Origin of the sequence: Streptomyces fodineus (genome assembly GCF_001735805.1) — a bacterium.
In the GTDB taxonomy this organism is placed as follows: domain Bacteria; phylum Actinomycetota; class Actinomycetes; order Streptomycetales; family Streptomycetaceae; genus Streptomyces; species Streptomyces fodineus.
In genome coordinates this window covers 1402163-1415062 of the sequence record NZ_CP017248.1, presented here as the reverse complement: position 1 = coordinate 1415062, position 12900 = coordinate 1402163, and the positions used below count along the sequence as shown (strand labels likewise).

Genomic DNA, 12900 nt, shown 5'->3' with positions numbered 1-12900 from the left:
CCGGGCTGGTCGGCCGGGTGTTGCGGGCCTGGACCTGGTCGGCAGGAGGGTCAGCGGGACCAGGTGACCGGCAGTGTCTGCGGTCCGCGGATCATCGTCCGGTGCCGCCACCGCACCTGCTCGGCCGGGACGGCGAGCCGCAGCCCGGGCAGCCGGTCGAGCAGGGTGTCCACCAGCAACTCGGTCTGCATCCGGGCCAGCAGCGTGCCGGTGCAGAAGTGCGGTCCGTTGCCGAACGCCACGTGCGGGTTCGGATCGCGGTCGGGGTCGATGCGGTCCGGCTCGGGGAAGACGGCCGGGTCGCGGTTGGCGGCGAGGTAGGAGACGTAGACCGGCTCGCCCGCGGCGATCCGGTGCCCGGCGATCTCCACGTCCTCCAGCGCGATCCGGGCCAGCCCGACCGAGCTGCGATGCGGGATCCACCGGAACAACTCGTCCAGCACCGGACCGCGCGCCTCGGGCCGCGCCCGCATCCGCTCCATCAGCTCCGGGCGGGTCAGCATCAGGTACAGCATCTGCCCGCAGTTGTGCGTGACGGCCTCGCCGCCGATCTGCAGCGGGCCGGCCAGCCCGACGGCCTCCTCCTCGCTGATCTCGCCGCGCGCCACGGCCCCGCCGAGCATCGAGTAGACGTCCTCGCCCGGGCTCGCGGCCCGGGCCCGGACGGTCGTGGTGATCCACCCGTACAGGCCCTCCTTGGCCCGGCCGGCCGCCTCGGCCCCGTTGGTGGAGATGATCTCCCGGGTCCAGGCGTGCACCTGCGCCCGGTCGGCGGCGGGCACGCCCATCACCTCGCTGACCACGGTGAGCGGGAACGGCTCCAGCACCCGCTCGATCAGATCGGCCGGCGGCCCGTCGTGTACGACGCCGTCCACCAGCTTGTCCAGGATCTCCTGCGCGCGGGGCCGCAGCCGCTTCACGGCGCTCACCGTGAAGGCGCCCGCGACCGGCTTGCGCAGCCGGTTGTGGTCGGGCTGGTCGGCCCAGGCCAGCGAGCCCGGGCGGGGCGCGAAGTTCGGTGCCATCCGGGTCACCTGTCGGTGGGTCACCTCGGTACGGCTGAACCGGGGGTCGTTCGTGATCAGCCTGACGTCGTCGTAGCGGGTCGCCAGCCACGCCCAGCCCTCGCCGAACGGCAGCCGGATCCGGGTCAGCGGACCCTCCCGCATCAGGCCGGCGAGGACCGGGTCGAAGTCCGTCCCGTCCAGGTCGGGTGTGCGCCAGTCCCGCACGGGCGGCGGGACCTGGCCGGTGAGCGTGGTCTCCTCGGTCATGTCGTCCAGCCTGGTACGGGTGCCTCCGGCTGTCCTGCGGTGGTGCTCCGAGTGGTGGGGGCGGGCGCCTATCGGGGTGGGGCTGTGTGCCGTCGGGCGTGTGCGGCTCGGTCTTGGTTGCTCACGCAGTTCCCCGCGCCCCTTTGGGGCGCTGCACTCAGGCCGCTTCCACCAGTGCGGCCAGCGCTGTGGCGAGGCGGTCCAGGCCCGGCCCCGCCGCACCGCCCGGCTCCGCCATGTACGTGTCCCGTCGTATCTCCACCATCAGGGCGCTGACCCGGGCGTCGGTGCCGTAGAACTCCAGCGGTACGTACGTCCCCGCGAACGGGCTGTCCAGACCGATCTCCCCGCAGTGCGCGAATGCCTTCCGGGCCGCCCGGACCAGCTCCGGCGGGGTGTGGAAGGAATCCGTGCCCAGGCACACCGGTGGACGCGGCCCGGTGCCGTGCAGTTCGTAGGGAAGGGGCTCGGTGGGATACGAGTGGACGTCGATCACCACGGCCCGGCCGGTCGCGGCCAGCCGGTGTGCCACCGCCTCGGTCATGGCCCGCGCATACGGCCGGAAGTACCGCTCCAGCAGCGGCTCCGGATCGGTGTCCGCCGGGCGGAGCTCACTGCGGTGCGTGGTCCGCGTGTACACCGCGCCCATGCCGACGGCCGTCATCTCCTCCCGTTCGTCCGGGAACCGCTCCGGGTCCACGACAAGCCGGGACAGCCGGTTCACGAACCGCCAGGGCGTGGCCCCGGCCAGAGCGGCGGCCCGCTCGGCGAGTTCGGCGGTGTGCGCGTCCGTGATGTGGTCCAGTTCCCGCTCGAGACCGGCGTCGTCCAGGACGATCCCCGCCCGCACGTCCTCCGGGACCGTCCGCGCGGAGTGCGGCACGTGCAGCAGCACCGGCGATGCGGGGGAACCGGGCAGGAGTTCGAATGAGGGCATGCATGGCTCCGGGGCTTTGTCGGTGGTCTGGTGCAGGATCAAGGTGTCACATCGACGACCGGGCGAGGGGCGGGGCCGGAGCATGCCGATCAGCGATTCCCGGGTGGCGGGGCACCGGTTTCCGCAAGCGCGTCGCCACCCGGCAGTGGTGACCCGACGGCTCCGCCCCGGCGGGGAATCCCGGCCGGGGCGGAGGGTCACTCACGAGGGCGGCGCAGGAGCCGCGGGCATCAGCTCAGGGACGCCAGCGCCTCGTTCCAGGTGGCCGACGGGCGCATGACCGCGTCCGCCTTGGCCTTGTCGACCTGGTAGTAGCCGCCGATGTCGGCCGGGGAGCCCTGGACCGCGATCAGCTCGTCGACGATCTTCTGCTCGTTCGCGGCGAGGGTCTCGGCGAGCGGCGCGAAGGCCTTGGCCAGGTCGGCGTCGTCGGTCTGCCGGGCCAGCTCCTGAGCCCAGTACAGGGACAGGTAGAAGTGGCTGCCGCGGTTGTCGATGCCGCCGACGCGCCGGGTCGGGGACTTGTCCTCGTTGAGGAAGGTCGCCGTGGCGCGGTCGAGGGTGTCGGCGAGGACCTTGGCGCGGGCGTTGCCGGTGGCCGTCGCGTACTGCTCGAAGGAGGGGACGAGCGCGAAGAACTCACCGAGGGAGTCCCAGCGCAGGTAGTTCTCCTTGACCAGCTGCTGGACGTGCTTCGGCGCGGAGCCGCCGGCGCCCGTCTCGAACAGGCCGCCGCCCGCCATCAGCGGGACGACCGACAGCATCTTGGCGCTGGTGCCCAGCTCCAGGATCGGGAAGAGGTCGGTCAGGTAGTCACGCAGCACGTTGCCGGTCACCGAGATGGTGTTCTCGCCGCGGCGGATGCGCTCCACCGACAGCTTGGTGGCCTCGACCGGGGACAGGATCTTGATGTCCAGGCCCTCGGTGTCGTGCTCCGGCAGGTACCGCTCGACCTTCGCGATGAGCTGCGCGTCGTGGGCGCGGTCCTCGTCCAGCCAGAACACGGCCGGGTCGCCGGTGGCGCGGGCGCGGGTGACGGCCAGCTTGACCCAGTCGCGGATCGGGGCGTCCTTGGTCTGGCAGGCGCGGAAGATGTCGCCCTGCGCGACCGGCTGCTCGATCAGGACGTTGCCGGCCTGGTCGACCAGGCGGACCGTGCCCGCGGCCGGTACCTCGAAGGTCTTGTCGTGGGAGCCGTACTCCTCGGCCTTCTGCGCCATCAGGCCGACGTTCGGGACCGAGCCCATGGTGGACGGGTCGTAGGCGCCGTTGGCCCGGCAGTCGTCGATGACGGCCTGGTAGACACCGGCGTAGGAGGAGTCCGGGATCACGGCGAGGGTGTCGTGCTCCTGGCCGTCCGCGCCCCACATGTGGCCGGAGGTGCGGATCATCGCCGGCATGGAGGCGTCCACGATGACGTCCGACGGCACGTGCAGGTTGGTGATGCCCTTGTCGGAGTCGACCATGGCGAGGGCCGGCCCCTCGGTCAGCTCGGCGTCGAAGGAGGCCTTGATCTCGGCGCCCTCGGGCAGGCCGTCCAGGCCCTTCAGGATGCCGCCGAGGCCGTCGTTGGGGGTGAGGCCGGCCGCCTTGAGGGTCTCGCCGTACTTCGCGAACGTCTTCGGGAAGAAGGCGCGCACCACGTGACCGAAGATGATCGGGTCGGAGACCTTCATCATCGTGGCCTTCAGGTGCACGGAGAACAGAACGCCCTCCTGCTTGGCGCGGGCGACCTGCGCGGCGAGGAACGCCTCGAGCTCGGCGACGTGCAGGACGGAGGCGTCGACGACCTCGTCCTTCAGGACCGGTACGGACTGCTTCAGGACGGTGGTGGTGCCGTCCGTGCCGACCAGCTCGATCCTCAGCGCGCCGTCCTCGGCGATGACGACCGACTTCTCGGTGGAGCGGAAGTCGTTCTCGCCCATCGTCGCCACATTGGTCCGGGACTCGGCGGTCCAGGCGCCCATGCGGTGCGGGTGGGTCTTGGCGTAGTTCTTCACCGACGCCGGGGCGCGGCGGTCGGAGTTGCCCTCACGCAGCACCGGGTTGACCGCGGAGCCCTTGACCTTGTCGTAGCGGGCGCGGATCTCGCGCTCCTCGTCGGTCTTCGGGTCGTCCGGGTAGTCCGGCAGCGCGTAGCCCTTGCCCTGCAGCTCGGCGACGGCGGCGCGCAGCTGCGGGATGGACGCCGAGATGTTCGGCAGCTTGACGATGTTGGCCTCGGGAGTCTTGGCCAGGTCACCCAGCTCGGCCAGCGCGTCGGGGATGCGCTGGTCCTCGTTCAGGTATTCCGGGAAGTGGGCGATGATGCGTCCCGCCAGCGAGATGTCCCGGGTCGTCACGGGCACACCGGCCTGCGAGGCGTACGCCTGGATCACCGGCAGGAACGAATGCGTCGCCAGGGCCGGGGCCTCGTCTGTGTAGGTGTAGATGATGGTCGAGTCAGTCACCGGGTGCTCCGCTCCACGTCTGCAACATTGCTCGACATCAAGATATCTCGTGATCGGGGTCCGCTCGACAGGGGTCCCGGCCGGAAAAGGTGCCGTGCCCGTGCAACCGGACCGCCGCTTCGGATGGTCATGACAAGCGATCGCCCGCCGACCATGGGTGATCGCGGGCCGCCTTCTGCTTTTGCCTGTCCAGATCACCGTCGGCACGCCTCGGGCCCGGTCGCCGCGCCGAACGCCGTCGACCTCTTCGACAGCCGGCGCTACTCGCCCACGAGAACTCCGCGACGCTGCCCTGATCAGCGCGGGCGGGCGGGGCCGGGACCGTCCCCGCCCGCCAGCTCCCGCTCGATCCAGCGGCAGATCACGTTCACCACGTACACGAGCTCGGCACGGGTCAGCTCCCGCCCCTTGGGAATCCCGTGCGAGCGTTCCAGACAGCCCCGGCAGCAGGTGGCCGTCGCGTGCTGCGCGACGAACACCGGGTGGCCGCGATACGGCGTCTGCTTGCCGTCCTTGTACGGCTCGGTCGGCGCGAGCCGCTTCGCGATCAGGTCGTACGCGTGCCACCGGATCGTCGCCGGCCCCTTCAGCTCGGCGGTGGCCCGCTCCCGCCCGCGCAGATGGAACTTCGCCCGGAAGGGCAGGCGGGCGATCGCGTCGAGCCGCTGGTCGAGCGAGGCGGGATCGGGGGAACCAGTCATACCGCTTCGAGCCTAGCCGCCCGCGGCCGGGCTACTGGGCCGCCGTGGCCCCCGGCGCCATCTCCTCCCCGCTCCGCTGCTGCGGAATCACCACCGCCCCCTGCTGCAGCGCCACCGTGCGGGCGGGGGCCGGGATGGTGATGCCCTCCTGGCGGTAGCGCCGGTGGAGGCGCTTGATGAACTCGTGCTTGATGCGGTACTGGTCGCTGAACTCGCCGACGCCCAGGATCACCGTGAAGCCGATACGCGAGTCGCCGAAGGTGTGGAAGCGGATGGCGGGCTCGTGGTCCGGTACGGCGCCCTCGACCTCCCGCATCGTCTCCGCCACGATCTCCGCCGTCACGCGTTCCACGTGCTCCAGGTCGGCGTCGTAGCCCACTCCGACCTGCACCAGAACCGTCAACCGCTGCTCGGGATGGGTGTAGTTGGTCATGTTGGCCTTGGCGAGCTGGCCGTTGGGGATGACCACGAGGTTGTTGGAGAGCTGGCGGACGGTCGTCTGGCGCCAGTTGATGTCGACGACATAGCCCTCCTCGCCGCTGCCGAGGCGGATGTAGTCGCCGGGCTGGACCGTCTTGGAGGCCAGGATGTGGATGCCCGCGAAGAGGTTGGCGAGCGTGTCCTGGAGGGCGAGGGCCACCGCCAGACCGCCGACGCCGAGGGCGGTCAGCAGGGGCGCTATCGAGATGCCGAGCGTCTGCAGCACGATCAGGAAACCGATCGCCAGGACCAGCACCCGGGTGATGTTGACGAAGATGGTCGCCGAGCCCGCCACGCCCGACCGGGACTGCGTGAGCGTGCTGACCAGACCGGAGATCACCCGCGCCGCGGACAGGGTCACCACGAAGATCAGCCACACCTCGAGTATCTGGTCGGTGTGGTGCTGCAGGGTCCGGGTCAGCGGCAGTACGGCCGCTGCCGCCGCCGCGCCGCCCGCGATCGCCGCCCACGGGACGACCGAGCGCAGTGCGTCCACGATGATGTCGTCGCCGCTCCAGCGGGTCCGCTTGGCGTGCTTCGCGAGCCAGCGCAGCAGGGTGCGCGACAGGAAGGCGAGCAGCAGGCCGGCCGCGAGGGAGATGCCGGCGAGGACGAGGTCGTCGAGGGTCACCGCGCGGTTCACCGGTCACCTCCGGGGCGCGTGCCTGCTGCGGAGTTGTGAAGTGTCGTCACGTTGTCACCTGCTCGATGTGCGGGATGTGCGATCGCGCCGGCCGGGGAAACTCCGGTGACCGGCGCGATCGTTCATCCTGCCGTATCCGGAACACCAGTTCGTACCGGGACCGGCGCTCCTCGGACGGATCGCTCAGATGATGCCCTCCGCGAGTTCGGCCTGGTCGCGGTCGCTGCCGTACGCGGCGGTCGTGGGGGTGCCGTAGGACCGGCGGGCGATGTACCACCACAGGGTCGCCAGGATCAGCACCACGGCGAGCGCCACCGACGCGTAGTTCATGGTGTCGACGGTGACCGGCGAGGCCTGGGGCAGGCAGAACAGGACGGTCACACAGGCCACCCAGATCACCGCGATCCAGCCGATCGGCCTGCTCCAGCGGCCCAGCTGCCACGGCCCCGGCTGGAAACGGTCGCCCGCGCGCAGCCGCAGCAGCACGGGGATGGCGTAGGCCGGGGTGATGCCGATGACGTTGATGGCGGTCACCGCGTTGTACGCCGTCGCCGAGTACAGCGACGGCAGCGCCAGCACGCACGCCACGACGACGGACAGCCAGACGGCGGCGACCGGCGTCTGGGTGCGGCTGCTGACCTTGCGCCACAGGTGGGAGCCGGGCAGCGCGCCGTCGCGGCTGAAGGCGAACACCATCCGGCTGGCCGCGGCGACCTCGGCGTTGCCGCAGAACAGCTGGGCGATGATCACGACCAGGAGCAGGGCGCTCGCGCCGCCGGTGCCGAGGCCGTCGAGGAGGATCTTCGCGGGCGGCACACCGGTGTCGGTGGTGCGGGTGGCGTCGTAGTTCTGGATGGCGAAGGTCAGACCGGCGAGCAGGACGAAGCCGGCGATCCAGGACGCCCAGATGGACCGCACGATGCCGCGCGCCGCGTACACCGAGGCCTGCGAGGTCTCCTCGGACAGGTGCGCGGAGGCGTCGTAGCCGGAGAAGGTGTACTGCGCGAGCAGCAGGCCGATCGCCGCCACGTAGACCGGGTTGTGCCAGCCGGTGTCGTTGACGAACTTGGTGAACACGAAGGACGCCGACTGGTGGTGGTCGGGCACGATCGCGAGCGCGCCGACGATCAGTGCGACGCCCGCCAGGTGCCACCACACGCTGACCGAGTTGAGCAGGCTGACCAGGCGGACGCCGAACAGGTTCAGCACCGCGTGCAGCAGCAGGATGGCGCAGAAGATCAGCATGGTCTTGCCGGGCGTCGGTGTGAAGCCCCACTGCAGGTTCGCGAACGCGCCGGTGAACAGGGCGGCGCCGTAGTCGATACCGGCGATCGCGCCGAGCAGACCGAGCAGATTCAGCCAGCCGGTGTACCAGCCCCAGCGCCGGCCGCCGAGCCGGTCGGCCATGTAGTACAGCGCGCCGGAGGTCGGATAGGCGCTGGTGACCTCGGCGAGCGCGAGACCGACGCACAGCACGAACAGGCCGACGCCCGCCCAGCCCCACAGCATCACGGCGGGGCCGCCGGTGCTCAGGCCGAAGCCGTACAGGGTCATGCAGCCGGACAGGATCGAGATCACCGAGAAGCTGATCGCGAAGTTGCCGAAACCGCCCATACGGCGGGCCAGCACCGGCCGGTAGCCGAGTTCGCGCAGCCGCCGTTCCTCGTCCTGCTGGGGCAGGCCCGGGGCGGGCGCGGCATCGGGGGTGGGGGACATGCGGGGGACCTCCGGATCAAAGGGCTTGGGGACAGGGCACGTTCAGGGGCGTGAGCCGTCCGCGGCCGCCCGGCAGCGTTCCCGGGCCTGGCTGAAGACCTCCACGGCACGGGCGCGGTCGGGCGTGCGGTACATCCAGGGCGGGGGTGTGAAGTACGGGCCGATGGCGTCGAACACCCGCGTCGCGTCGGGGAACTGCAGCGATCCCCACAGGGCGTGGGCCAGATGGTTCAGGTCCAGCAGCGAGCGTTCGGCGCGGTGGGTCTGCTCGAACCAGGAGCGCAGGGCGCGCGTCGCCTCGCGGGCCGCGTCCTCCGCCACCCAGTGCAGGTCGAGCGCCGCGTCGTGCCCGCTGTCGCGCCGGTAGCGCTCGACGCGGACGTACAGCGGCAGCACATGCAGCGCCGAACCGGGCGGTGCCTGCCCGGCCGCCCACTGCGCGTAGCCGGCGGCCTCCGCGAGCCGGCCCGAACCGCCGCGCACGTAGAGGAACTGGAGCATCCGGTGGTGGGCCTCGCGGTTGTACGGGTCGCGTCGGCCGGCCTCGGCCAGCAGTCCCCAGGGCCCCGGCGGCAGCATCGGCTCGGGCGCGGGGGCCCGGTGCTCCTCCCAGCGCTGCTCCGGATCCAGCTGGGCCAGCGCCAGCAGGCACACCCAGGGCACCGGGTCCCGCGCGGCGATCCGGGTGGCGGACTGGGCGGCGTCCCAGGCCTCGATCCACAGCTCGTGGGTGCGCAGGTGCTTCTCCCGCTGGGCCCGCAGCGCCCGCTCCACACCGACCCGCGCGTGCATCACCGCGGCGTGCACGCTGTCCGGCTCCTCCGCGAGCCAGGCGCGCACCACGTCGGTGCCGGCCGCGGCCGCCGCGAGGACCTGGGTGCGCTGGGTCCACTGCCAGCCCGGCGCGGTGTCCGCCAGCAGCGCGCGCATGGCCATCCAGCGGCCGGTGCGCAGATCCTGCAGCGCGGAGCGCAGGGCGTGGTCCGGGCCTGCGGGGTCGTAGGAGGGACGGGGTCCTTCTCTGGCCATCAGCCGTCGGCCCCGGGCCACTGGCGCGCGGGAGAGATGGCGGGGTGGCGTGACAACAGCCCTCCTGTGGGCGGCGATCGAGGTGTTACACGCTGGTCGGCGGTCACTATAGAGGGGCGGGTTCCGCCTTGCCATTGTTGCCAACTCAACCATTTATCCAGGCAAGTTGAACGCCCGGAGAAGCTTGACGCCGGACGCGGTGCGACGGCAGGCTGACGCGATGTGATCGTCGGGGCGAAGCGGAAGAGGGTGCGATGACCGGGCCGGTGCTCGCGGTCGACCAGGGCACGTCCGGCACCAAGGCCCTGGTGGTCTGCCCGGAACGCGGCGTGCTGGGCTCCGCCTTCGCCGAGGTCCGCCCCAGGTACCTGCCCGGCGGGCTGGTCGAGGTGGACCCGGCCGAGTTGTACGACTCCGTGGTCGACGCCGGCCGGCGGGCGCTCGCCGAGGCCGGCACGGACGTCGTGGCGCTGGGCCTGGCCAACCAGGGCGAGACCGTCCTCGCCTGGGACCCCGCCGACGGCCGCCCGCTCACCGACGCCCTGGTGTGGCAGGACCGGCGCGCCGAGACCGTGTGCACCGAACTCGCCGACCACGCCGAGGAGTTGCGGCAGCTGACCGGGCTGCCCCTCGACCCGTACTTCGCGGCGCCCAAGATGGCCTGGATCCGCCGCCGGCTCACCCGCGAGGGCGTCGTCACCACCTCCGACGCCTGGCTGGTCCACCGGCTCACCGGCGCCTACGTCACCGACGCCGCCACCGCCGGCCGCACCCAGCTCCTCGACCTGGACCGGGCCCAGTGGTCGCCGAGGGCGCTGGAGGTGTACGGCCTGGCGGACGAACGGCTCCCCGAGGTGACCGACAACGCCCAGCACATCGGCACCACCACGGCGTTCGGCCGCGAGATCCCGCTCACCGGACTGTGCGTCGACCAGCAGGCCGCCCTGCTCGCCCAGCGCGTCACCGCACCCGGCGCCGCCAAGTGCACCTACGGCACCGGCGCGTTCCTGCTCGCCCACACCGGCGACCGCCCCCGGCGCGGCACCTCCGGCCTGGTCTCCTGCGTGGCCTGGCGGCTCGCCGGAACCACCGCCTACTGCCTGGACGGCCAGGTCTACACCGCCGCCTCCGCCGTCCGCTGGCTCACCGGCCTCGGGGTCATCTCCTCCGCCGCCGACCTCGACCCCGTCGGCGGCGCCGTCCCCGACAGCGGCGGCGTCACCTTCGTCCCCGCCCTCGCCGGACTCGCCGCCCCCTGGTGGCGCGGCGACCTGCGCGGCTCCCTCACCGGGCTCGGCCTCGACACCGGACCCGGCCACCTGGTGCGGGCCCTGTGCGAGGGCATCGCCGCCCAGGTCGCCGAACTCACCGACGCGGCCGCCGCCGACCTCGGCGCCCCGCTGCACACCCTCCGCGTCGACGGCGGCCTCACCCGCTCGGCCCTGCTCCTGCAGACCCAGGCCGACCTGCTGCAACGCCCCGTCGAGGTGTCCGCGCTGCCCGACGCCACCGCCCTCGGCGCGGCCGCCCTAGCCCGCCTCGGCGCGGACCGTACCCTGGGCGTCGAACAGGCCCTGCCCGACGGGAAGCCCGCCGCCGTGTACGAACCCCGCATCACCGCCGACCAGGCCGCCGAACGCCGCGCCCGGTTCCGCACCGCCGTCGCGGCCCTGCTCGGCACATGACCGTCACCGCGGAGGGCCCGCTGCCCACCCGGACGTACGACGTCGCGATCGTCGGCGCCGGTGTCGTCGGCTGCGCCATCGCCCGCGAACTCGCCGGCCACCCGCGCCTGAGCGTCGCCCTGGTCGAGGCCCAGGACGACGTCGGCCAGGGCACCTCCAAGGCCAACACCGCGATCCTGCACACCGGTTTCGACGCCGCCCCCGGGACCCTGGAGGCCCGGCTGGTCCGCGAGGGCTACGACCGGCTCGGCGCCTACGCGGCCGAGTCCGGCATCCCCGTCGAACGCGTCGGCGCCCTGCTGGTCGCCTGGAACGAGGAACAGCGGGTCGCCCTGCCCCGGCTGGCCGAGAAGGCCGAGCGCAACGGCTACCGAGAGGCACGCCTGCTGGGCCCCGGCGAACTGTACGCCCGCGAACCCCACCTCGGCCCGGGTGCGCTGGGCGCCCTGCACGTGCCCGGCGAGAGCATCATCTGCCCGTGGACGACGACCCTGGCCTACGCCACCCAGGCGGTCCGCTCCGGAGCCGACCTGCACCTGAACACCGCGGTGAAGCAGATGAGCCGGGGCGACGACCACCTGTTGCACACCTCCCGCGGCCCGCTGCGCGCCCGCTACGTGGTCAACGCCGCCGGACTGCACGCCGACACCGTCGACCGGCTGCTCGGCCACCAGGACTTCACCGTCACCCCGCGCCGCGGCCAGCTCCTGGTGTACGACAAGTTCGCCCGCCCGCTCGTGCGGCACATCCTCCTGCCCGTCCCGACCGCGCTCGGCAAGGGCGTCCTGGTCGCGCCCACCGTCTACGGCAACGTGCTGCTCGGCCCCACCGCCGAGGACCTGGACGACAAGCGGGCCACCGGCTCCACCACCGACGGCCTGGCCGGCCTCAGGGCCAAGGGCCGCCGTATCCTCCCCGCCCTCCTCGACGAGGAGGTCACCGCCGTCTACGCCGGGCTGCGCGCGGCCACCGGGCAGGAGGACTACCGCATCGCCGCCCACCCCGAGCAGGCGTACGTCACCGTCGGCGGCATCCGCTCCACCGGCCTGACCGCGTCGATGGCCATCGCCGCCCATGTCACCGGCCTGCTGGCCGACGCCGGGCTCGGCCTCGGCCCGGCGCGCGAGCCGGAACCGGTGACCCTGCCCAACCTCGGCGAGGCCTTCCCACGCCCCTACCAGCGGCCCGAACTCATCGCCGCCGACCCCGAGTACGGCCGCCTCGTCTGCCACTGCGAACGCGTCTCCCGCGGAGAGATCCGCGACGCCCTGGCCGGTACGATCCCGCCCCGCACCCTGGAGGGCCTGCGCCGCCGCACCCGGGCGCGGGCGGGCCGGTGTCAGGGGTTCTACTGCGGGGCGATGGTGCGGGAGCTGTTCGAACGTGGCCTTCGGGGCCTTCCCGAGGGCGAGTTGGCGGCGGGCAAGCGGTCCGCCGGGCAGCCGTTCGGAAGGAGCCGGCCATGACGAGCCTGCGCCGGGTCGACGTCCTCGTCGTCGGCGCCGGCCCCGCCGGACTCGCCGCCGCGGCACGGCTGGCCGCCGCCGGTGTGGGACGCGTGGAGGTCCTGGAGCGGGAGGCGTCGGCCGGCGGAGTTCCCCGGCACTGCGCGCACGGCGGCTTCGGCACGTGGACGCGCCCGCTGACCGGCCCCGCGTACGCCCGCCTGCTGACCGAGACCGCCGAGCGGGCGGGCGCGGTGATCCGGCCCGGGGTGACAGTCCTGGACTGGGCGGCTGCCGGACCACCGGCAACTGGGGACGATCCGGACCCAGCGGTGGCCGGGGTGTTCGCGGCGGGGCTGGGTGTGCCGGATGGGGGCGCGGCCGGGGTGTTCGCTCGGCCGGGCGCTATGGATGAGGGTGCGGCCGGGACGTTCGCGGCGGGCCCGGACGCCTCGGACGGGGGTGCGGCCGGGGTGTTTGTGGCTGGGTCGGGTGCCTCGGATGGGGGTGCCGCTGGGGTGTTCGGGGCTGGGCCGGGCG

At 72.7% G+C, this 12900-nt stretch carries 9 protein-coding genes and 1 pseudogene; 3 read left to right on the top strand and 7 right to left on the bottom strand.

What is annotated here, in order from left to right:
• Positions 1-50 precede the first annotated feature (50 nt).
• The 7 genes from BFF78_RS05845 to BFF78_RS05815 form a co-directional block, all read right to left on the bottom strand.
• Positions 51-1274: a cytochrome P450 gene (locus tag BFF78_RS05845; RefSeq protein ID WP_069777285.1), complete on the bottom strand. Its 1224-nt coding sequence runs from the start codon at positions 1272-1274 to the stop codon at positions 51-53.
• A 157-nt stretch (positions 1275-1431) separates the two neighbouring features.
• A complete protein-coding gene (locus tag BFF78_RS05840; protein ID WP_069777284.1) occupies positions 1432-2211 on the bottom strand; it encodes an N-formylglutamate amidohydrolase in 780 nt (259 codons plus the stop codon).
• Between the two features lie 230 nt (positions 2212-2441).
• Complete coding sequence (locus BFF78_RS05835) at positions 2442-4661, bottom strand: NADP-dependent isocitrate dehydrogenase (RefSeq protein ID WP_069777283.1); 2220 nt, start codon at positions 4659-4661, stop codon at positions 2442-2444.
• A gap of 296 nt (positions 4662-4957) precedes the next feature.
• A complete protein-coding gene (locus tag BFF78_RS05830) occupies positions 4958-5362 on the bottom strand; it encodes a DUF4186 domain-containing protein (RefSeq protein ID WP_069777282.1) in 405 nt (134 codons plus the stop codon).
• Positions 5363-5393: 31 nt separating this feature from the next.
• On the bottom strand, positions 5394-6485 hold the full coding sequence (locus BFF78_RS05825) for a mechanosensitive ion channel family protein (protein ID WP_069777281.1): 1092 nt from the start codon (positions 6483-6485) through the stop codon (positions 5394-5396).
• Positions 6486-6668: 183 nt separating this feature from the next.
• Positions 6669-8201: an amino acid permease gene (locus BFF78_RS05820; protein WP_069777280.1), complete on the bottom strand. Its 1533-nt coding sequence runs from the start codon at positions 8199-8201 to the stop codon at positions 6669-6671.
• A gap of 42 nt (positions 8202-8243) precedes the next feature.
• Positions 8244-9230, bottom strand: a complete 987-nt coding sequence (locus tag BFF78_RS05815; protein WP_193433417.1) for a hypothetical protein — start codon at positions 9228-9230, stop codon at positions 8244-8246.
• Positions 9231-9484: 254 nt separating this feature from the next.
• Here BFF78_RS05815 and BFF78_RS05810 point away from each other — a divergent pair, with 254 nt between their 5' ends.
• The 3 genes and pseudogenes from BFF78_RS05810 to BFF78_RS42725 form a co-directional block, all read left to right on the top strand.
• On the top strand, positions 9485-10915 hold the full coding sequence (locus BFF78_RS05810) for an FGGY family carbohydrate kinase (protein ID WP_069777278.1): 1431 nt from the start codon (positions 9485-9487) through the stop codon (positions 10913-10915).
• Complete coding sequence (locus BFF78_RS05805) at positions 10912-12381, top strand: FAD-dependent oxidoreductase (protein WP_069777277.1); 1470 nt, start codon at positions 10912-10914, stop codon at positions 12379-12381. The genes BFF78_RS05810 and BFF78_RS05805 overlap by 4 nt, the downstream gene beginning before the upstream one ends.
• Positions 12378-12668 (top strand): annotated as a pseudogene (locus tag BFF78_RS42725) (FAD-binding protein); the annotation flags it as partial. The gene BFF78_RS05805 and the pseudogene BFF78_RS42725, both read left to right, overlap by 4 nt.
• Between the last annotated feature and the right edge of the window lie 232 nt (positions 12669-12900).